Origin of the sequence: Pelagicoccus enzymogenes (assembly GCF_014803405.1) — a bacterium.
GTDB classification, from domain to species: Bacteria; Verrucomicrobiota; Verrucomicrobiia; order Opitutales; family Opitutaceae; genus Pelagicoccus; species Pelagicoccus enzymogenes.
Genome location: NZ_JACYFG010000006.1, coordinates 430,761 through 453,376 on the forward strand (window position 1 = coordinate 430,761; position 22,616 = coordinate 453,376).

The 22,616-nt window shown below is 53.8% G+C and carries 14 protein-coding genes; 8 read left to right on the forward strand and 6 right to left on the reverse strand.

Annotated features, from left to right (window positions below; translation table 11 throughout):
* Nucleotides 1-63 precede the first annotated feature (63 nt).
* The 3 genes from IEN85_RS04285 to IEN85_RS04295 are packed head-to-tail and all read left to right on the forward strand — an operon-like array spanning nucleotide 64 to nucleotide 3,655.
* On the forward strand, nucleotides 64-1,293 hold the full coding sequence (locus tag IEN85_RS04285) for a hypothetical protein (RefSeq protein ID WP_191615826.1): 1,230 nt from the start codon (nucleotides 64-66) through the stop codon (nucleotides 1,291-1,293).
* Nucleotides 1,290-2,336, forward strand: a complete 1,047-nt coding sequence (locus IEN85_RS04290) for a glycosyltransferase family 4 protein (RefSeq protein WP_191615827.1) — start codon at nucleotides 1,290-1,292, stop codon at nucleotides 2,334-2,336. Before IEN85_RS04285 ends, IEN85_RS04290 begins: the two co-directional genes overlap by 4 nt.
* Entirely contained in the window at nucleotides 2,336-3,655 is a 1,320-nt protein-coding gene (locus tag IEN85_RS04295; protein WP_191615828.1) for a glycosyltransferase, read from the forward strand. The genes IEN85_RS04290 and IEN85_RS04295 overlap by 1 nt, the downstream gene beginning before the upstream one ends.
* Here IEN85_RS04295 and IEN85_RS04300 read toward each other — a convergent pair.
* Nucleotides 3,635-4,579 carry a glycosyltransferase family 2 protein gene (locus IEN85_RS04300; protein ID WP_191615829.1) on the reverse strand — a complete coding sequence of 315 codons (945 nt, stop codon included), beginning with the start codon at nucleotides 4,577-4,579 and terminating at the stop codon, nucleotides 3,635-3,637. The two genes, IEN85_RS04295 and IEN85_RS04300, sit on opposite strands and share 21 nt — an antisense overlap.
* A gap of 152 nt (nucleotides 4,580-4,731) precedes the next feature.
* On the opposite strand from IEN85_RS04300, the gene IEN85_RS04305 reads away from it, so the two are divergent.
* Nucleotides 4,732-8,013 carry a glycosyltransferase gene (locus IEN85_RS04305; RefSeq protein WP_191615830.1) on the forward strand — a complete coding sequence of 1,094 codons (3,282 nt, stop codon included), beginning with the start codon at nucleotides 4,732-4,734 and terminating at the stop codon, nucleotides 8,011-8,013.
* A gap of 147 nt (nucleotides 8,014-8,160) precedes the next feature.
* Here IEN85_RS04305 and IEN85_RS04310 read toward each other — a convergent pair whose 3' ends face one another.
* Nucleotides 8,161-9,594, reverse strand: a complete 1,434-nt coding sequence (locus IEN85_RS04310; protein WP_425503163.1) for an alpha-L-rhamnosidase-related protein — start codon at nucleotides 9,592-9,594, stop codon at nucleotides 8,161-8,163.
* A 629-nt stretch (nucleotides 9,595-10,223) separates the two neighbouring features.
* On the opposite strand from IEN85_RS04310, the gene IEN85_RS04315 reads away from it, so the two are divergent.
* Genes IEN85_RS04315 through IEN85_RS04330 form a run of 4 tightly spaced genes read left to right on the forward strand, consistent with a single transcriptional unit; the run spans nucleotide 10,224 to nucleotide 15,635 of the window.
* Nucleotides 10,224-12,749, forward strand: coding sequence for a right-handed parallel beta-helix repeat-containing protein (locus tag IEN85_RS04315; RefSeq protein WP_191615831.1), 2,526 nt, complete (start codon nucleotides 10,224-10,226; stop codon nucleotides 12,747-12,749).
* Between the two features lie 3 nt (nucleotides 12,750-12,752).
* Entirely contained in the window at nucleotides 12,753-13,520 is a 768-nt protein-coding gene (locus IEN85_RS04320; protein WP_191615832.1) for a class I SAM-dependent methyltransferase, read from the forward strand.
* Nucleotides 13,521-13,534: 14 nt separating this feature from the next.
* Nucleotides 13,535-14,839, forward strand: coding sequence for a radical SAM protein (locus tag IEN85_RS04325; protein ID WP_191615833.1), 1,305 nt, complete (start codon nucleotides 13,535-13,537; stop codon nucleotides 14,837-14,839).
* On the forward strand, nucleotides 14,811-15,635 hold the full coding sequence (locus tag IEN85_RS04330; protein ID WP_191615834.1) for a class I SAM-dependent methyltransferase: 825 nt from the start codon (nucleotides 14,811-14,813) through the stop codon (nucleotides 15,633-15,635). Before IEN85_RS04325 ends, IEN85_RS04330 begins: the two co-directional genes overlap by 29 nt.
* A 59-nt stretch (nucleotides 15,636-15,694) precedes the next feature.
* On the opposite strand, the gene IEN85_RS04335 is transcribed toward IEN85_RS04330, so the two are convergent.
* The 4 genes from IEN85_RS04335 to secA form a co-directional block, all read right to left on the reverse strand.
* Complete coding sequence (locus tag IEN85_RS04335) at nucleotides 15,695-17,533, reverse strand: fibronectin type III domain-containing protein (RefSeq protein WP_191615835.1); 1,839 nt, start codon at nucleotides 17,531-17,533, stop codon at nucleotides 15,695-15,697.
* A gap of 18 nt (nucleotides 17,534-17,551) precedes the next feature.
* Complete coding sequence (locus IEN85_RS04340) at nucleotides 17,552-18,586, reverse strand: TIGR02597 family protein (protein WP_191615836.1); 1,035 nt, start codon at nucleotides 18,584-18,586, stop codon at nucleotides 17,552-17,554.
* A 339-nt stretch (nucleotides 18,587-18,925) separates the two neighbouring features.
* On the reverse strand, nucleotides 18,926-19,627 hold the full coding sequence (locus IEN85_RS04345; protein WP_191615837.1) for a class I SAM-dependent methyltransferase: 702 nt from the start codon (nucleotides 19,625-19,627) through the stop codon (nucleotides 18,926-18,928).
* Between the two features lie 49 nt (nucleotides 19,628-19,676).
* Nucleotides 19,677-22,598, reverse strand: coding sequence for a preprotein translocase subunit SecA (gene secA, locus IEN85_RS04350; RefSeq protein ID WP_191615838.1), 2,922 nt, complete (start codon nucleotides 22,596-22,598; stop codon nucleotides 19,677-19,679).
* Between the last annotated feature and the right edge of the window lie 18 nt (nucleotides 22,599-22,616).

The following is a 22,616-nucleotide window of genomic DNA, read 5'->3' on the forward strand; positions in this document are numbered from 1 at the left end:
GCCAGCCACAGCCGACTTTTTGCTTGTGCACACTGAGGCTTCTCCCTCAATCCCAAGAACTCCATGGCCATCATCGACTCCTACCGCAAAAGCGCCTTCCTGCAAAACGAATCAGGACATCACTTGGACGCGTGGAGAAACCCCAGCTATTGGAAATCGGTCCAATCGCAAAGCGGAGCCAACAGGCCACCCAAAGGCTGGAGCCACTTCGTCTTGGAGCCGCCGGAGCGAGCCCTCGACTATCTCGATTGGCTCAACCATCGCCACCCCAACAAGCCCTACCTCGTTCGAAGACTGCTCCACCCCACTTGGCTGCTGGCTAGTATCCTGGAAGCCGTCGCCTCGCAACAAATCACCCGCATCCTCAACTACAACCAAGTCCAAAGCGTCGACATCTCGGCCTACGCGAAACAGGCAATGGCCTGGAAACGCGACCTGGAATTCCTGCTCGAGAGGAGCGCTTGGAGCCTTTCCCTGATGCGAGCCATGCGCCTCAACAGCGAATGGCTGCGGGCCCGAGAAAAGCTGATCCAGCAGACCATCGAAGCCAAGGCCCGGGAAGCCGGCTCGGTACCGGAACCAGTGGAAGTCAGAGCTCGCCCCTGGGATCGTCCCGGCGTCGGCACCTGGAACGCCCGCAAAACCCTCCGCAAGCTGCTGGACCTGCACGAAAAAGCGGACAACGAGCTGTCGATCGCTCTGACCGACTTCGGCTCCCAATCCGCTCCCATAAAAATTCCCCTCGCCAAACGCCCGCTCCCGAACGCCGATCCACGCATCGACAAGGGACACTACCTCTTCGCCGAAGCCAACCAAGCCATCGCCTACCTGAAGTGGCTGAACCACCGCCACCCGAAGTGGCCCTACCTGCTCCGAAGACTATTCCTTCCCATCCTCGAGCTGACCCGCATGGTGGAGGCCATCGCAAACCACCAGCTCACGCAGCTGGAACAAGTTCCCGCCCTCTCATCCAAGGTCGGCAAAAGCTACACCGCTAAAGCCCAAACCTGGAAAAATTCCATCCAAGACTGCACCCGCAAACCCGCTGCCTCGATTCCCCTGATGCGAGCCATACGCCTCAACTGCGAATGGCTCAAATGTCGACAAGAGCAGATCGACGCATCCGCGAGCGGCGCCGCGCGAGAAGCAGGACCTGTCGAAGTCAGAGCCGTCCCCTGGAAACGGACTGACGGAAAACCGAAGGCAAACGACGCCGTTTTTCGAGAACTGCTTGCCCTGCAGCTCAGCGTTGACAAGCAACTCCAGTCCCTTTCGGCACAAACCCACCCATGAGAATCGCGGTCGTCAACACTCAGGTCCCCTTCACCCATGGCGGAGCGGAGCAGCACGCAAAGAACCTGCTCTCCGCCCTGCAAAGGCATGGGCACGAAGCGGAGCTCGTTAGCATCCCCTTCAATTGGCGAGATCCCTGGAGCGCGCTCGACCACCTCATGGCGACCCGACTGCTCGACCTAGAGGAGGTCAACGGCAAGACGATCGATCAAGTCATCGGACTTCGCTTCCCAGCCTATCACCTGCGCCATCCCCGCAAGGTGCTCTGGATCATACATCAGTACCGTTCCGCCTACGACTTTTGGGACCACCCCCAAGCGGACCTCCCCTTGCAAGAAGGCGGCAAAGCAGTGCGCGACAGCATACGCTTCCTCGAACGCCGGCTGTTCAACGAATGCGCAAACATCTTCGCCAACTCCAAAAACGTATCCAATAGGTTGAGACGCTTCTGCGGCCACGAAGCCCCCGCGCTCTACCATCCGCCCGGCCTCGCCGACCTCCTTTCCCCACAGGAAGCGGAGCCCTATTTTCTCTGCCCCGGGCGAATCGAAACGATGAAGCGACAAGACTTCGTGCTCGAAAGCCTCGCCCTCACCAAGCAATCCGTACGTATCCGTTTTGCGGGCACGAATACCGATCCCAAATTCCAGGAAAAGCTCGATCGACTCGTCGCCCAGCACGGACTCAAGGACCGCGTGAGCTGGGAGGGCTTCGTGAGCGACCAAGAACTCGCCACCCTCTACGGAAAAGCCCAGGCCATCGTCTACGCCCCGATCGACGAGGACTACGGATACGTGTCCCTCGAAGCAGCCCTGTCGCACAAGCCGGTCGTCACCACCCAAGCCTCAGGCGGGGTGCTCGAGTTCGTCAACCAAGACACCGGTTGGGTCGCCTCCGACACGCCGGAAGCCTTCGCCCACTACCTCGACGAGGCCTGGGCCGAAACGAAAAAGTGCCGCGAAAAAGGAGGCGACGCCTTCAGCTCCTACCAGACCAAAAACATCAGTTGGGACCATGTCGTCCAAACGCTGACCCAAGCCTGATGCGCATCCACTGGTTTTCCCCGCTTTCCCCAGAAAGGACCGACATCGGCCATTTCACCCTGCGCGTCTGCGAGGAATTGGCCAAACACTGCGACCTCACCCTCTGGACCCACCCCCAACACTTCTCCGGTCCACAGCAACCTTCATGGCGCAAACGCTACAAGGCATTTCCTTACTCGGAATTCGAGCAACAACTTGAGGCCCTCAACAGAGCCGACGCTATTTTCTACAACATCGGCAACAACGCGGCCTTTCACCGCGAGATCCTCGACGCCATGCGACGCGTCCCCGGAGTCGCCATCATGCACGACCGTTGCCTTTTCGAATGTATCTCCAGCGTATACCGAGAAAAGCCTCATGGGGAACGCCTGTTTTCACAACTCATGGAGGTCACCTACGGACCGGAGGCTAAGAGCGATAACGCAGCTTGGCTCAAGGGCGACCGCTCGTTGGACCAGCTCGCCACCCAGTATCCATTCGATGAACACGCTGCGCTCGGAGCCTGGGGAACCATCCACCATTCCGACCCCGTGGACGACCAGCCCCCAAGCGCTCCCGCTCCTCATTCCTGGACCCTCTCGCTTCCCTATCCCGCGGAACCGCTCCTGAACGCTCCCAAACTCCGCGAGCGCGACGGATGCCTTCATTGCCTGCTCTTCGGCTACCTCGGCGGCCCCAACCGGCGGCTCGCGGAGACCTTGCAAGCCCTGAAAGCCTACCCGCAAAAAGACCGCATCCGGCTTCACCTCGCAGGCGAGGTGCACGAAAACTTCAAGATCGACAGCCTTCTCGCCAAGCTGGGACTCAGCGAGCAGGTGACGCGCGAAGGCTTCCTGCCCGAAAACGAATTGGACCAGCTGCTCAGCGGATCCGACTTGGTAATCAACCTGCGCTTCCCCACTCGCGGGGAAGCTTCAGGCTCGCTGCTACGCGCCTGGAACCAAGCAGCACCCTCCGCAGTGACAAACCGGGGAGCCTATGCTCAATTGCCAGACGACGTCGTTTGGAAAGTCGATCCCGAACAAGAGGCCAGCCAGCTCATGGGAATTTGGGATTCACTCCTCCTCGATCCCCAAGCGGCCGTTGAAAAAGGCCAAGCCGGCCGCCGGCTTCTCCAACGAAAGCACAGCGTGGAGTCCTATGTCGCATCGCTCCTGGAAATCGCCGCCACTCCCGGCATCGAGAGAGGACCGACAATCCTTCCCCTGCTCGAACAACGCTACGCCCTCTTTGCCCAACAGCTCTTTCAACTCTCCCCCGAGGACGTGGTCCCCGTCCTCAGCTCCCTCGACCGCGAGCTAGAAACCTGGTTTCGCTGACCCCTTGGAACCCTGCTTTTCCGGAGGCAAGACAAACGGTTTTGCGCGCTTCAGAAGCCGCTCGCGAAACCGAGCCAAAGTCACCTGAGCAGCCGCCTTGGCCCAACGCGCCGCGACCGGATGCTGCTCGAGCTCCCGCAGCCACAGGTAGCGAACTTGGTCGATCAAAGCCATCTCCTGCACCGGATAGCGCCACTTTTCCCAAAACAGACGCTCGTTGCGCTCGCTCGTTTCAGAGGAGTCGCGAGAAGCGCTCACCGCGTGTTCGATCACGCTCCGATTCGCCACTACCGCCACCCGTCCCGCCTGCAAGGATTGCAGGCAAAAATCGATGTCTTCCATTCCGTTCAGATACCGTTCGTCAAAGCCGCCAAACTCGCTGAAGTGCGACCTCTCCATCAACCAACAGGCCGCCGTGGCCGCCGACCAGGCCGTGAAAGCGCCGCAGGCAGGCAATTCAGCTTCGTCTTGGAAAGCGTGATGCGGGGCCGCGTACAAATTGATGTAAATCCCCCCATGATCGATACGCTTGTCGTCCATACGCCGCTGCACGTTGCCCACGACCCCCGCCCGCCTGCGATGCCCCATCCAAGGATGCGTTCTCCTCGAAGCGCTCACCATCGGCTCCAACCACCCAGGACTCAGCAATATATCGTTGTTGAGAAAAACGAGGTAGTCGCCCGTGGCTTGCCGACACGCTAGGTTGTTGCTTTTCGCAAAGCCGAGATTCCGGTCATTGAGCAATACCTTGACCTTTGTCCGGCCTTCCAGCGACTTCAAATAAGCCCTTGTGCCATCGCTACTTCCGTCGTCGACGAGGATCAGCTCGTAGTCCACGCCCACCAGCGTAGATTCGAGGCTTTCCAGATACTTTTTCGTATAGTCCAGCCCATTGAACAAAGCCGTCACGACCGAGAACCGCATGGCGACGAAAGCAATCGCAAGCCCCCTTGCATGTCAACCGCCACCAAGCCCTTCATAATTTGGAACCCCATACCAAAGAAAACTGGATCTTCTCCAGCGAATCCCAAATGTCTCCCACCTGAAATCGAGAACCCTTTATCACCGCAGACACCTTGAACATCCTCTTCATCAACTACGGCGACCTAAGGTCAAATAGCATGGAGCATATCTGTCCCTATGCGAATGAACTGAGCAAAAGCGGACATTCCTGCAGCATAGCGGTCGAAAAAATAGAAACCCGAGATCTCGAGCCCTCAGGTGAAGCCCTCTATTCCCTCTATAACCACCTGGAACTTGCCGCCGGACATTCCCTTTTTCCAAACGGAAAACCTGCAGACCTCATACACGCCTGGACGCCGCGGGAGAACGTTCGAAAACTAACCCTTGAATACCAAAAGCGTCACCCCAAAACCAAGCTCATCGTTCATCTCGAGGACAACGAAGAGTCCATTCTGGAAAGCTACTACCTCTCCAATATCGAAGAACTGCGCCAAAAAGCCCTCGAGCAAAGGCAAGCCGACTGGCACCCTCGACTCTCCCACCCCATCGAATTCCGCCGCCTCCTCGCGAAGGCTGACGCCGTGACACTCATTACGCCGAGCCTGCAGAAACTGCTACCCATCTGCAAGGAGACCCTCGTGATCAATCCCATCATCGAAGCGGAAGACTCGCCCCAGCAGATCAGCGACTCGGAGCTAAGACAAAAATACGGGCTGCCAGATGACACGATCATAACCGTTTTTCCAGGAGGAATAACTTCGAACAACCGAGAAGATATCCGCAATCTCTACCTCGCGATACACGCGCTACAGAGAGATGGGATCCGTATCAAACTCGTAAAGACAGGACCTAGCTGCGACCTCTTCGAACGAAGCTTTCGCTTCGACATCAAGCAAGTCGCCATCGACCTAGGGTACATCAGCGAGAGAGACCTCAAAGGACTCATAGGACTCTCCAACCTGCTCGTGCAGCCGGGGCAAGACAATGCCTTCAATCGCGACCGGTTTCCCTGCAAGATTCCCGTGTATCTCTCCTCCCACCGCCCCTGCATTATCCCTTCCTTCTACCAACCCTACCACTTGCCCGAAGATCAAATCTGCCTCAGCCTCACAACCAGTAGCCCTGAGGAAATCGCGGAGAAAATCAAACAACTGATCGACGCACCAGAGATCGGCGCCAAGCTCGCGAAAAACGCCCACACCTACGCACTCCAAGCCTATGCTCCCAGACGTAATCGCGAGCGACTAGAAAGGTTCTATAGCCAAGTGATCTCTTCATCAGTGATCACAGACACGGAACCGCCAAAACTTCCTGAGGAGCTACACGCCGAGATCGCTGAGCTTAAGCGCGAAATCGCAGAGCAAGCCGCTGAATCCTCCTCAGCCCTAAAGCAAAAAGAACAGGAGCTTTGCGCGCACAAGGAGTTGTACAATAAGCTGCAGCAAGAGCTCGACCAATGGGTAGAACGCGACCAGCGAAGGCGTAGTACCTTTTCTTGGCAAGTAACAGCCCCCCTCCGCGCGCTTCGCCGCGCCACAATCGATCACCTCAAAAAAAAGCCAAAGCCCGAGCAGCCAACTGCCTCCACCCCAGAGCCACCTCCCGCCCTCGAACCGGTAGCGCTGGAACCCATACAAAGCGAACCGATCGATGCTCAATCGACACCCGACTCCGACGCTCCCCCCGAAGGTCACCGATGCTACATCAAGAACTACCATAAATTCGTCGAACGTGAGGAATGGATACGCTCGATCTACCTCGACAAATACCAACATCCCCCGCAAGGCCCCAACTGCCCCAAAATATCGATTCTGCTCCCGGTCTACAACGTGGAAGAAATATGGCTTAGAAAATGCATGGATTCAGTGATAGCGCAGTGCTACCAGAACTGGGAGCTTTGCATCGCAGACGATGCCTCAACCGAGCTTCACATCGGCCCGACTCTCTACCAATACTCCCAGTCCGACCCACGAATCCGCGTCACAACCCGTAGCGTCAACGGACACATCTCCGCAGCCAGCAACTCCGCCTTCGAGCTTGCCAGCGGAGACTATATCGCGCTGCTCGACCACGACGACGAACTACCGCCACACGCTCTGGCGAAGGTCGTCGATGCCATCAACCAAAACCCGCAAGCAAAGCTCATCTACAGCGACGAAGACAAGATCGACCAACTCGGGATTCGCCACGACCCACACCTCAAGAGCGACTGGAACTACGATCTCCTACTCAGTTGCAACACCATAAGCCATCTAGGCGTGTATCGAAGAGATGTCTACGAGCAAGCCGGCGGATTCCGGGTAGGCTTCGAAGGAGCCCAAGACTGGGACCTTGCACTGCGCACCATCGAGAACTGTGACGACGACGAAATCGTCCACATCCCCGAAATCCTCTACCACTGGCGCACCATCGAGAGCTCGACCGCGAACCACCATTCCGCAAAAAACTACGCCCACGAAGCCCAACGCCGCTCCATATCCGATCACCTCCAACGCCAAAGGAAAACGGCCGAGCTCATCAGCATCGACGGCATCCACTGGCGCGTGCGTTATCCTCTCCCCCCCGAACCGCCCAAGGTCTCCATCGTCATCCCCACCAAAGACTGGCCCGATCTCATTTCGCAATGCGTCGACAGCATACTCGAAAATACCACTTATCCCAATTACGAAGTGCTCGTAGTCGATAACCAGACAAAAGATCCGACCGCCCTCAAATACCTTAAAAGCGTCCAAAAAGATCCCAGAGTAAAAGTCCTACGCTTCGATAGGAGCTTCAACTATTCTGCCATCAACAACTACGCCGTCAGCCAAAGCGACGCCGAGGTCATCTGCCTACTTAACAACGACACCGAGGTCATCACCCCCGACTGGCTCGAAGAGCTCGTCAGCCACGCGATCCGCCCAGAGATTGGCGTAGTAGGAGCCAAACTCCTCTATCCGGATGACCACATCCAACACGCAGGCATCGTCTTGGGAATCGACGGCGTCGCGAAACACGCATTTCGATTCTTACATAAAGACGATTTTGGACACGTGCATCGTGCCAACCTCATATCCCAGTGGTCAGCAGTGACTGGAGCCTGCCTAGCCTTCCGGCGGTGCCTCTGGACGAGGCTCCACGGACTGGACGAAGAGAACCTCTCGATAGCGTATAACGACGTAGACTTTTGCCTTCGGTGTAGAGAAGCAGGCTTCAAGACGATCCTCACTCCCTACGCCCTGCTCTACCACAAAGAATCCACCACAAGAGGTTGGGACCAAACACCCGCACAACTAGCGCTTCACCACACCGAAGCAGCCTACATGTACAAACGCTGGCCCAAAGAAATCCAGCAAGACCCCTACTACAACCCCAATTTCGCAAAAACAAAAAACGACTTCGAATACGTTACGTAGTTAACGCAGCGTCTCGGTCCACTTTCCAAGACACTCCGTACGAGCAAACAATCAATCAATGGGCGGCATTGAGAACAGTATTCTCACACCCCACGCTACACTTGGTCCAGCTCAACCCCGGTCCAATATTACCTATTGGAAAAATCGCTATTCGTCATTCAGAACGGTTATCCCGTCCGGGACGTGAATATCGCTGACGACCGTACCGTCTTCCGCTCTATGATGACTCACGAGGATGACCCCAAAGGGCGTGGGCACCTTCCCCTTGACCCATGACAAACCGCCAAGATTCGGCTCGATTCGAACCTCCTCGAATCCAGGCGAAGCCGCTCGGACACCTAAAACATGCTCGCTCAACCAGGCGGTCGGCCCGCTTGCCCACCCGTGACATAAACTATTGCGGTGGCCTTTGTAGCTATGGTCTCCATAGGTCGCGTGAACATCGACTGTGCCCTCAGCGACAAGCTCATCGATCCGCGATGCGTTTTCCATCCAATTCAAATCGAAATCCTCCCAGAAGGTCGTAGCTCCCAAATCCAGCATCCCCCCCCAGAACTGCCTGATAAATTCAATCCCTGTATTGAACTCCCTCGCTTGCGCCAACGCTTCCAGAACGTAGTAGCCCCCGAATGTGGAAAACCCGTGTGGCCCTCCTTCCTTCAATGTTTCATTGGCCACTTCCTTCGCATCTTTCAGACCCGCTAGGCTTGACAAGGCAGCTGGCACTTTCCTGCCGCTCTGGGAGAAACCCGCACTCTTAAGCTTCTGGGCGGTGGCTAAGCATCTGGAGGCCATCTCCTGGTTGCCCAATTCTGCCATCAGACGCTCGCCACACGACATGGCCAACGTCATCAGTGACTGCAATCCCTCGTGGACCGCGACTGGATTCTCGGATGTTGGCCAGTCAACAAAACGAACCCCATCGAGTATCTCACCTCCCTCTTCATCCACCAGTAGCGTAAGCCTTCCGAGCAGATCCTCAAGGTAGACCTTTTGGGACCGCAAGTATTCATCGTCTCCAGTGCGAAACCATAAATCATGCTGAATTATGATCCACCAGAGCGAATAGGAGCTGATGGTGTTCATCCACTCGCTCGCTGGAGTCACATCGCGAACTAAATCCAAGCTATCCGTAATAACTTCCTGCGGACCGAAGACCGCCAGGATCGTCATGATCTCTGGATGCATGTCGCCCACCCAAACTAGGCGATCTCGCTTTATACCATCCCAGAGAAACTCCTGCATATTGAGATGCACTGTTCTAGCCCCGGTCCTCCAGATTTCATCAAGGCGGTCGTCACTCGAATCAAACGCCCCAAGGTACTCGAGATCCCGCAGCTGCAATGTCGCTCGAACTTCCTCAAGATGCAGGTCTAGCTCAGGATCATGATTGTCGATCCTCAAGAAACGAAACCCACCGGGCCCCACCATAGTCTTCCCGAACCACGCCAATTCGACGACTTGATCCCTCACCGCGCAATCGTTGCTCGCATTCGACGCGCCACCTACGTCCGACATCGCTTCAGACACTGACTCGCCAAAGCGTATGCGTGCTTTTCGGAGATGGTCCTTTTCAGGCATGACGAGAGTGGATACTTCGACATACCCGTTCAATTCTTGGCCGAAATCGACCAGCAACGAGCCCCCTGGTTTCAATACAGTCGGCGAGCTAACAGCCCCTAAGAGTAATTGACCATTTTTTTCCTCTAACAAGCGATCTGCATGCTCAACCCCTCCCTCGCTCTCCCAGACGATCCGAGTAGGATAAACTACGAAGCTGGAAATGGGAGACTTCTTCGGTATCCAAGCTTGGGCTTCGACCGAACCAGCCTCAGAAGCTGCATCGCCTTGCTCCCTGCCTTGGGATAAAAAAGGCAGCAACGCTAGCGACAACAAAGCGAATAGAAATAGATGCTTCATCTAATGGACATGAGAGGACGATCACAGATGCTTTACGCAGGTAATTGAGCAAAATACCCAACGAGGCCAAAAACCAAACGCAAAGAAAGAATGCTCACACTAACAAAAAAGTGCAGCGGGCAAGGTGGAAAAACAACCGGTTGAGGCTTGAAATGACAATAGGGAAATACGACAACAGCCGCCTTGGTTGGCTGGAACAAAGCAGCTCGCCTGCTAGGTGAAAAGGCGAATGCCAATTCGTAAATTTCATCGTTTATCCAACACAGAAACCAATTCGATCCCTGCATACAGTGATAGTGACAATCTACCTATTATCCGCCCTCGCCTTGTTCGTGCCCAATGGTGAGGGAGCAGCAGTGTACGCCTCGCCATCAGGTAGCGAACATGCGTCAGGCACTCAGAGTGACCCCTACTCCCTAAGCCACGCGCTGAACCTCGCTACAAACGAGGAGGTCACCGAGCTAATTCTGCTAGATGGCGAATACGAGCTCGAGGATACGCTGATACTTTCATCCGACCACTCAAGACGTGCCACCCTGACCGTACGCGCACAAACCCCCGGAAAAGCAACACTAAGCGGATCCATAAAACTTCAAAGCAGCGTTCCCTCCGCTGGCAAAATTCAAAGGTATGCTAAACCAGACGACCCAAGGCTCCACGCTTCACGCGACCTGTTCATCGGCAACCAACGAGCAACCCGCGCAAGATCTATCACCTACGAAGCGTGGGACGACAAATTCTCCGCAATTCCCGGACTCACCAAACTTACTCGCGACTCCATCAGCTCAGAGATTCACATCGAACCTGGTACCCTGATACATGATCACACAAGAACACTACCACCTTTTACCCAGTGGGAAAACCCAGAGGACATCGAGTTCGTATTCCGCTGCGCATGGTGGGAAAAGAGATGCGGAGTCGATTCAGTCGGCGAAAACTGGCTTACTTTTAAAGAACCAGGTTGGAGTACCCTTAATACCCTATGGGGTAGCGAGACTTCGAGCCGACTCAACGCCCTGATGCCAAAATCGACTGTAATCGAAGGAGCTATCGAACTCCTCGACAGCCCAGGCGAGTGGCACAACGGCAATGAGTTCCTATCACTCATTCCGTTGGACGAAGCCAAGCCAAACGAACAAGAAATAAGGCTCGCACGACTACAAACACTATTGCGCATCGAAAATGCTGCGAGGGTGAGGTTCGAAGGAATCACCTTTGCCCATACCACATGGCTCGCTCCAATAAAAACAAAGGGATTCAACGAAGGGCAGGCAAACTTCGAACAGATCGGGCAAATTGGACGTCCAAGCGAAGCAATCGGTCTCTACCAGGCTAAAAACGTTACCTTTGAAGGCTGTACGTTCAAAAACCTAGGAGGATGGGGACTCGGAATATTCCAATCCTCCCGAAATATCACAGTGAACAACTGCCAGTTCATTGACATTGCTGGCAACGGGATCGTAGTCGGATCAGTCAGCGACGAGGAAGCATTGGGCACGCTCGAACCGGTAAGAGACGTGACTATTTCCGATTCCTTGGTTCACAAACCCGCTTCCGTCTATCATGGCGGCGTCGGAATTTTCGTCGGCCATGCATCTCGAGTAAGCATTCTGAGAAACGAAGTTTGCCACGCACCTTACACCGGAATTTCGATAGGATGGGGCTGGAACACCTTCGATTCAACTGAAATAGAAACTCACGGAAACCGAGTGATAGGCAACCACGTCCATCACTATTTATATCAAATGTATGATGGAGGAGGCATTTATACGTTAGGACCTCAATCAAACAGTGCACGCGGTATCAATGGCGGTCTTGTAATCGAGCGCAACATTGTCCACAACCAAGGCGGCATTGGAAACATTCTATACAGTGACGGAGGCAGCCGCTGGATTAGAATACAACACAACACTACTTCCAATAACCTCAAAGAGCTCGAGGATTATTACGAACAAAAGGCAATGTATGTCCCAGACTGGGGAGGTTGCGGCCCCTACGGCGACCTTGTTTTCTCTCACAACACACTAGGCAACGTCGCCATGCGTTCGCCCAACTTTAGATGCGCACCTGCGGACCCAGAGCCATGGAGCGAGAGTTTCGAACTCCCCCCCAACACGCTTTACGAAGAGAACAAATTCGAAGCATACCAAAATGTCAAAGAGCAAGCCGACGCATCTCTCAAACATAGAAATTCGTATTTAAAACCCGCACATCTCAACGCAATCAAGAGTTTCACAACACAGGCCAGCGACGTAGAGTTTACACTTTTCACTGATTCCCAGGTCGAAATAACGACCGAGGCAATCGCGACTCCAATATCATTGATATCCCTCGCCACAGGCGAACTTGCACACATCCACCAGACCGAGAAATCAGCCGTTTTCCTAAGGGAAGGCTCCTACAAGTTCGGTCAAACAATCCAAGGAGGATTCCTCAAGCAACCGCAAAGTGCGACAACAGTATCGACCCAACACGGAAATATAACCAGCATCCAAGCCACCGGCGGTAAAATCGAAATAGATACAGGCAAAGCGCTTAAGCGGTCCTACCTCGCCTACAGCGTAGGTACACATCCTGAAGAACTTTTCCTAAGATCTGGATCCCTCTCCCAAATCAAAAAGAGCGGACCTTGGACCGACCAGCCCTTCCATTGGCAAGCTCTCAGAGCGTTTATCGATATAAACGCAGAATTACCCTCAGTCGAGACAAGAGCGATCCTTTACGAACTACCACAAGGAACTTTTACAATCGATGCAGCGGGAGAATCTTCAAAGACAACCCTCGCTGTAAGTGTGCAGACAACTGGGTTCCACTAGAAAATGAACACATCACTGAAAAGTAGACTCAATACGATAAATTCACTTATCGCCCCAGAAGCCAGCCCAACTATAAAACCGACATACATCGACTGTAGTGCAGAAGTATCGCCACATTTCAAGCATGACTCAAGCGTCGAAACGACTTCGGGCCACCAATATCCACCTGAGCTCGTAGGGCTTATCGAGCAAAACGATGGATGGACTCTAGACTGCGGATCGGGATCTCGCGACCGAACATTCGACAACGTCGTAAACTTTGAAATACAACCATATAATGGAGTTGATGTCGTCGGAACGGCTGAGCAACTACCCTTCAAGGACGGCACATTCGATCTAGTCATATCTTTAGCCGTTCTAGAACACGTCAAAGACCCGAAGAAGGTTGCGCTCGAGATGCAGAGAGTCCTCAAGCCCGGCGGTCTGCTTTGGATCGATACCGCCTTTCTGCAGCCTTACCACGGGTTTCCAGCACACTACTACAACATGACACAACAGGGCTTGGAGCTCCTTCTCGAGAAAAACATGAAAGTCATCAAAAATGCAGTCCCTCGTTACGGCACTCCTATTTGGTCAATAACTTGGATCATCTCGCGCTATGCTGCAAGCCTCCCAAACGAACTAAGGGAAAAGTTTCTAGCACTTCCACTTTCTGAATTACTGCAGTCACCCGAGTATCTCTGCGAAGAAGAGTGGTCCAAGGAACTGCCGGAAGAAGCCAGAAAAGAATTGGCCGCTACCGTCTCAGTGCTCGCTCGGAAACAACTATAAACACCAACAGTCAAATGAATTTCGAAGGATATGTAGACCATACAGAAAACGGTGAAATATTCGGTTGGGTAAGAAACAGGGATGAGCCACAACAAAGGGTCGCCGTTACTATTAGACTTTCCAACGGTTGGAGCAAAACGCTTTTAGCCGACCAACCACGCGAGGATCTTAGAGCCTCATCAATCGGTGACGGCAGATATGGTTTCAAAACCTCAGTCCCCTTCAAGATCGCGCATGAGGGACATATAACTGTCTCCGTGTCAGTCAAAAGATCAGACTACATTCTCGAAAACAGCGGGCGCCAGCTACTGATAGAACATCCTATACAACTTATTGCGGGAGACATTAGCAACAACTGTAATTTACGCTGTCCATTCTGCATTACCGATTACTCTTTGACAAAGGGCCTTCGAAACATGCCGGCAGAGGTCTTCGAGAAAGCAATCCCACTCCTTCCACTTGTACCGGATGGCATGTTCTGGCTTTCGTGTATGCACGAGGCCACCGTGCACCCGCAAATAATTGATTTTATCCAAAGCGTACCGTCCCACCTGAGAAAAAAGCTCAGTTTCACTACCAACTTATGCAAGAACCTCACCGATGATACCCTAAGGGCCTTGGCCAACTCGAATATACACAGCATCAGGATTTCGATCGACTCAATTGATCCTGAGAGATTCGCGGAACTAAGAAAAGGGGGACGCCTTGAAAAGTTTTTGGCGAACCTAACCCGCTTGTCTCATTTCATGAAATCCAGTCAAACGGCTCCAAAAATTCGGTATATTACGATGGCGTTCGCAAGCAACGTTCACGAAATTCTCCCAGTGATCATGAAGTGCAAGGAAATCCTCCCAGCGTATGCACACGAGGTTCGTTTTATCTTCTACCAACCTCACATCGCAAAATGGGGCCAAAAGAACATTTTGCCATTAGACCAGTGGAACGAAATGAAACAGGAAGTGGAGTCCCACGCCGGCTCAGAGCATGTCGAGTTCTATGACCCGTTTCCCGATACCCACTCGTCGTTTGAGAAAGCAATTGGAATCGACACCTACAAACCCTCGCCCGCAGTGTTCGGCGGCACTTGCAACCCGAAACAATACACTCCAGCCGACCCTCTAGTGAACAATAGAACAAAAATCCCTAACGAGCCACTTACGTTCAGGCTAAGATGGGATGGTTTGCTGAGCCACGAAAAAATGCCCGAAAGCGACTTCCTAGAATATATACAAAACCTGACACCTAAGTATTTCGTTGATATGCGTATAGCGTCCCAACCCGAGGAACTCGATGGGTGGCAAAAAGGCATCTATGAGTAGAACCGAGAGAATCCTCAGCCTAATCGACCCTCATGGATACGGACTAGAAATCGGACCGAGCCATTCGCCCATCGCACCCAAAAGCGAAGGGTTCAATGTTGAAACCATCGATCACGACACCCGCGAAGGCTTGATACGAAAGTACCGCGACCACCCAGTAGACATAAACAAGATAGAAGAGGTCGATTACGTATGGAGGGGAGAACGCTACCCAGACCTGATCGGCTCACACGAAAAATACGATTGGATCATTGCATCACATGTGATTGAACACACGCCGGACCTCATAGCATTCCTAAGGGACTGTGAAGCGGTGCTAAAACCTTCGGGAACATTAGCCCTAGCAGTTCCTGACAAACGTTATTGCTTCGATCAATTCCGTCCCATTTCAGGCCTTGCTAGCGTCGTAGACGCCCACTTTGCAAAGCGCACAACCCACAGCCCTGGTTCGATGGCAGAGTTCTACCTCAATGCGACGTCCAAAGGCGGAAAGATTGGATGGGACAAAAACGAGGTAGGGAAAATTGAATTTATCCACACCCCCGAGATTGCTGCCCAGAAAATGCGAGAAGCAGCGACCCAAAACACATACAATGACATCCATTCTTGGTGCTTCACCTACAGCTCCTTCCGTCTGATGGTACATGATCTGTTCTCTTTGGATCTTATCCAATTGAGTGAAACAGAATCCTACGACACTACAGGATGCGAATTCTTCATTGGGCTGAGCAAAAACGGTATTGGCTTGCGCCTTTCAAGAGAGGAACTCTTGCACCTAACAGTCCAACACGACTGAACTTTCAGCTTACACAAAAAAGCCCCGAATATGATATTCGGGGCTACGAATAAATTTGGTTAAAGAGAGAGAGGATCCAATTCGACCTCTTGGATTTCTATAAAACCAAGGCCAGATTCTCTCGCCCCACCGGTCATTCCGACCATTTCGACAGTGTAGGTACCAGGATCCAGAGTTACCAACATCACAGAATCCTTAGGATGAGCGTCGAACTTGGTATTTCCTGTAGCAACCAAGGCTGCCCTGATCTTGTCTACATCCGTCTCAACCGTGACCTCGGAGGCAGTGGATGGGGTAGCAGTAGCCCAATCGTCATTTTCCGCGATTACGTCCAAAGTCCCCCCCAACCTCAACTTGAGAATCGGATTGGTGATAGCCAAACCTTCAACGAGAGGTTCATCTGTCTCAAGGTGAGGCCCCTTTCCAAGAATCAGCACTTGCTTGCGCACGCCCGGGCGACCTTCAATATCCAAACCACCGATCATTCCAAAAAAAGTGGAGTCGGAGACATGTCCACGAGCAGCCAACTTGGAAATTCGAATGTTGTCTTGTGTTCCATCGATATCTTCGGCGTCGTAGATCGAAACTACGACTTCTCCATCGACTGGCACTCCAGCGTAGTTAGACTTCGGATCGCCAACCTCCGGCACTTCGTACGGTGACACAATAAAGGAATACCCTTTGTCTCCAGCTATAGCCCCGTCCTTTAGAATGGCGGCGTCTCTGTTGTCTGCCGAAGCATCAAAAACATTACCTCTACCAGATGCACTTAAACTATCCATCTCTGTGGCGACGGCACTTTCGTTGCGCAACCAATCATCATTGAAGTCGGTGAATGCTCCAGCAAACTGGTCGTAAAGGTCCATCGTAGGATCGAGAAGAAAGGCACCATCAAAATTACCATCCGGGTTGTTGGTATCGTTACCGCTAGCTTGCATGTGGAGTTTCTTGGTGGTCGCGGAACTAGCATCGCCACCTGTGAGAATAACCCCTCCATAAGCGTGCCTGGCAAGGTCGGCTACCTCGACGTTCGAGCGGATCGCAACCCCCCTAAACTGAGCTCGCTCCGAGAACAATTTTTCATCGGAAACGCTAGGAAAGGCACTGAGGCCGTTCTCCGCAACGACCCTGTACTCATAAGTGAGACCTGCACCCAAATTTGCATCTACGTACGAGCTAACACCACCACCAACGGCTGCGATGGTATTCCAATTGTCCGTACCCGCTATACGTCGCTCGATTGAGTAACCCTGAGCTGAACTGGCAAGATCCCACGTCACCGTGTTCGAGGTTGCAGTCGTCTTAGAGGGAGACGCCATGACATCCGTCAGATCAGCCAGCGCGACCCCCTCCTCCAACGAGGCTCCAGCAACATACTCGCTGGCAAAAGTCGAAGTGCTTAGAACTGAGCCGTCCGCAAAAAACTGCAGGCTGTAAAGATGTTCATCGTCAGCAGGCATCACCCATGGATCTCCTGTTGATTCGTTTGTCGGGTCCGCAAAAACCCCAAATTTCACACCAGCCCCTGGCTCCGAGGCAGTTTTATCCAAGGTTGGATACCAAAACAAAGCCAAAGCATCGCCCTCGGACCAACCACCGGCATCGTAGTCGGCGATGACTTTGGAGGCCAAAAATTCTCCGTCCAAGCCACCCCCTTCGGAAAAGTTCCAACGGGCGACTTCAACATCTCCAGCGCCTGGCAGGAAATCAGTAGCATTGGGCAATGCGAATCCGTCATCATCCGTGTCAGCCGCCAAAATCACAAGACCATTGTTGATCGCGACACCACTGCTGTCCCGCAAGGTTCCGGCGGCTATGTTAAAAGAAATACTACTGTACCCGACACTGGCCAAAGCCAACGACCCGAGACCGATACCTAATTTTGTTACGTTGCGCATGATTGTAATCCCCTGGGTTTAGCTTTGAGAAGGAAGGCTCCAAGTGTTGGTCCAGTAGACAACCTCGTCTTGCGCAGTTGCTACTTTTCGGACGACCACTGCAGACGCCGCTGGGATGAGAGAATCGTCCAACACATCTCCCGTTGTAACGACTGTGTCATTTTCAACTTTTCGCCAACCGTCGGAGTAAAGGCAGTAAATAGCACTGGCAGCTGGGTTTTTGCCGCCGTCGGCAGGATAGATACGAACCGTGTCTTTCACTGCGTTCGCATCAGTTGTCACAGTCACCACGGTATCCAAGCCCATGTCACCGATAGAAATCGCCAATGGCCGTGGTACGCCCACCAAGTTGTCCGTCGTTCCCGCGCTTTTGGACGAGATCGGAATCTGAACGTGCGAGACCATGACCTCTCCGAAAAGGAAAAACGAAGCGTCCACATTCGTATTGTTCCTGACCACGAACCCTTCACCGACGGGGAGGACAGCGTTATCGTGAGACTCCCAAAGAGGAGCGCCAACCTTTCGCCAACCCGGCTCACTCACAATCTCATCGCTCTCGTTCTTGGCAATGTCGCCGTAGTAGTAGATGTCCTTCGGAGCAAAGCCTTTCACACCCGCAGAATTATCGTTAGAAAACAAAATCAAATCGGGGTTTCCAGGATTCGCTTCGACCTTGCCGCCTAGCCCGTTTGGAAACATATCCCCGAGGGTAAGGGCCGGAATAATTGACGCCACTTGCTCATCGGCAGCCGCCAACTCCGAGCCAGGATCGCTCACAGTCAACTCCGTAGCGGAGTTAGCAGTAATCTCAAACATCCGCCCAGCAAGAGTACCTTCCTCAACGAGAAGGTGATGCCCCCCGGCAAAGGCGTCCGCGTCGAAAGATGCTCCCGAAAAAGTGACGCTTCCCGCCGCTGCCGCGGAAATTTCGCTTCGGAACACAGCCGAATTGCTGAAGCTCGGAGTGACGTAGAGGTCGCTCTCTCCGGGAGCCGTCAGGGAAACCGCACCGATGATGCTCGAGTAGACTTCCTGAGCCGAACTCGACGTCACAGCGAGGCAACAAACTGATCCAACGGCCAGAAGGGACCGGGCTAAATTCTTCTTTTTCATCATATTTGGAGTAATCGAGATAGAGCTTGGGTAAGCGAGGCGCCAAATGCGCAAAGTGAACCGAGATACTGAAAATCGTACGCTACAAGTTAGCAAGCGGATTCTAAGTACTATCGCCAATCATCCAACGCTTCGCCGACATGTATAATACGTCTGTTTCGGAACAGATCCAAATTCTTTTAGCCCTTCGGCCAAATTAAGTCAAAAAACCCACTCCCTTCCGGTCATTGCACCTACGGGATGAAAGGGAAGCTACTCACCACTCAATTCCTCAATTCATCAACCACTGGGATACATCGTTCTCAACACCGACTCTATTTCGATTTCCCAATTCAAGAGATCTTTTCGGTATTCGCCAGTTTTCCTAGCAATCAAAGCAACTCCTTGGTTGGCGGAATACAAGTAGCTTTCTCGGGTGGGCAAATCGTCAACCAAAGAAAACAAAGCACACGGCAAGCCTTCCTCGACCGCCACCAACTCGAACCCGGTAAACGAGTTAAACAGTCCCTCAAAACCGCGTTTCGGGAAGCGCCAGAAATCCCAAGGAACCTCATGCTCCGGCCAGACCGGGTGCGTCGAAAGGTAAAGAAAACCTCCCTCCTTCATAACATGATTTAGCTCCAAAACAACTTTCCATGGAAACAGCAGGTGCTCGAATACCGACATGGAATAGACAAAATCGAATTGAGCCTTGGTAAAAGATCGAGAGAGTGTGTGAGCATCCGCTACAACATCTACCCCTTCACCCTCCAATATGTCGATTCCTGTGTAATCGCAGTCCTCGGGAAACCAACCCTTCACGCTATTTCCGGATACATTCCTAGAGCCTAACTCTAAAACAGAGGGCCTTTCGACACCCTCAACAATAGAAATGAAGTCCCGAAAGACCCGGTGGAAGGGGTCCTCGCTGCCCTTTCTGCGCAATGGCAGCAGCAACATGTCGATTCCTCGCAAGTAGGCCTTCTTAAGTGCATCCTTCATACGCCTCGCTGCCGCCGTGTTGCCAAGCCATCCGCAATCGTCGCCGCCGCTAGCGGCCGCAGCATTGCTTGAACTTCTTCCCGCTTCCGCATGGACAGGGCTCGTTGCGGCCCACCTTGGGCAGGCTCTTCTTGATCGTCACCTTGGGCAGCTGTACCTGGCTTCCTTGAGCCGGCCTTCCTCCGGGACGCGCCGCAACCGCTCCGGAAGTCTCCGCCCCGCCGCCTTGGGCAACCGCCTGACGGGCGAGCATGTTCTTCACGTTTTCGATGGCGACCAGGTTGGTCGCGGTACGGAACAAGCGCGTGCACACCTGAGCCCTCACGTTGCTCATCAATTCCTCGAAGTAGGTGTAAGCTTCGTTCTTGTACTCGTTGAGCGGATCCTTCTGGCCGTAGCTGCGTAGCCCCACGTTGCGACGCAAGTCTTCCATTTCGGTCAAGTGCTCCTGCCAACGGCCGTCGATGGAACTGAGCAGCACGTAGCGCTCGAGATGCTCCAGAGCAGCTTCGTTTTCCGCCGTCTTCTTGATGCGGTACGCATCGCGAATGGCATCGAGCACATGCTTGAGCTGAGCTTCTGCAGACTTTCCTCCGAGAGCCTCCTCGGAAAGGCCGATCGGAAAGTGCGAGTTGGCCCAAGTGACGAACCCAGCAAGGTCACGCTCAGCGTCCGCTAGACGATCCGCCACTTCCTCTTCCACCAACTCCATCACCGTATCGAACGGAGTATCGCTTTGCAGGGCATCATTGCGCAGCGAGTAGATAATTTCGCGCTGCTTGTTCAGCACGTCGTCGTACTGCAGCAAGCGTTTGCGGACGGAGTAGTTACTCCCCTCAACTTTCTTCTGAGCGGTCTCGATAGAGCGGTTCAGCAGCGAGTGCTCGAGCGGTTCCCCCTCCTCCATGGACCCGTGCAGAATCTTCGCCATGAAGCCGGAATTGGCGAATAGACGCATCAAATCGTCTTCGAGGGAAATGTAGAACTTGGAACGGCCTGGGTCTCCTTGGCGCGAGCAACGGCCACGCAGCTGGCGGTCGATACGTCGCGACTCGTGGCGTTCCGTGCCGATGACCAGCAATCCACCCGCTTCCTTGACGCCTTCGCCCAACTTGATGTCGGTGCCGCGGCCCGCCATGTTGGTTGCGATGGTTACAGCCCCTTTGATGCCGGCGCGAGCGACGATTTCCGCTTCCTGCTGGTGGAACTTAGCATTGAGAACGTTGTGCGGGATGTTTTTGCGGCGGAGCATGCGCCCCACGAGCTCGGACGCTTCTACGGAGACGGTGCCCACCAGCACCGGCTGTCCCTTCTTGTGGGCCGCCTCGACCTCGTCCACCACCGCATTGTACTTCTCGCGACGGGATTTGTAGATGACGTCGTTGTCATCGATGCGAATACAGGGCCTATTGGTCGGAATCACCGCGACACCTAGGTTGTAGATGTCGTGAAATTCGGTCGCTTCCGTTTCGGCCGTGCCGGTCATGCCGGCAAGCTTCTCGTACAAGCGGAAGTAGTTTTGAACCGTAACTGTGGCGAACGTACGTGTTTCCCGCTCGATGGTTACGTTTTCCTTCGCCTCAACCGCCTGATGCAAGCCATCGCCCCAACGGCGCCCCGCCATGACGCGGCCCGTGTTTTCGTCAACGATCACCACCTTGCCTTCCTGGACCACGTACTCGACGTCCTTCTCGTAAAGGGCGTAGGCGCGAAGCAGCTGGCTGATCGCGTGAATATCCTCTCCCACAACCTCGAGCGCTTCTTGCTCCTTGAGCTTGATCGCGTCCTTTTCTTCGGAGCTGAGCGAGGCATCCTTGTCTAGTTCGCTGAAACGAGTTGCCAAATCAGGCAAAACGAAAGCGTCGGGATTGTCCGGGCGAAGCGTCTTGCGACCTTTCTCCGTCAAGTCCGCCTGGCGCTGCTTTTCGTCGATCACGAAGTACAACTCTTCCTTCAAGTCGAAGAGCTTGTCCTTGTTCATGTCGCTGTGCATCTCCAGGTCCGTCTTGTCGAGCAGCTTACGATACTCGCCGGTCTCCAGCAGACGTAGCAGCTGCTTGTTCTTGGGCATGCCAAGCTTCACCTGCAACATCTTGAGCCCAAGGTCCCAAGTGTCCCGCTCCTCCTTGCCCAACTCTTCCTTCACTTCAGCGATCAAGGAATTGCATAGCTTGTTTTGGGCATTCACTAGGCTTTCGATCGCCCCCTTGAGCTTGGTGTAAGGCTGCTCGCGCTGGATCGGAGCGGGTCCGGAAATGATTAGCGGGGTACGCGCCTCATCGACCAAGATCGAGTCCACTTCGTCGATGATCACGAAGAAGTGATCACGCTGCACCTGCTCCTCCTTGCTGTGAGCCATGCCGTTGTCGCGCAAGTAGTCAAAACCGAACTCCGACGCGGTACCGTAGGTCACGTCGCACCCGTACATCTCTCGCTTCACTGGCGGAGGCTGCTGATTCTTGATGCAACCCACCGTGAGACCGAGGTACTTGAAGAGGTGCCCCATCCACTCCGAGTCACGCTGAGCCAAATACTCGTTGACCGTGACGAGTTGCACGTTTCGGCTAGCGAGAGCGTTCAAGTAGATAGGCAGCGTAGAGACCAGCGTCTTACCTTCACCGGTCGCCATCTCCGCGATACGCCCCTGGTGCAATGCCATCCCGCCAATCAGCTGCACGTCGTAATGAACCATGTCCCAGTGCTGCTCGCGGCCGCACACCATGGCCGAGGTGCCCACCAAGCGCCGGGCCGCATTCTTTACAGTGGCGAAAGCCTCCGGCAACAAGTCGTCCAAGCTCTCTCCGTTGGCGAAACGCTCGCGAAACTGCGCGGTGTGAGCCTTCAGCTCCTCATCGGAAAGGGATTGGTACGAGGCTTCTAGCTCGTTGATTTTGGCGACGGCAGGCTCGCAGGACTTGAGCCACTTCTTGTTGGAGCGGCCCGCGAATTTCTTGAAAAATGACGATAGCATTGGAGCTTGGGTAAAATA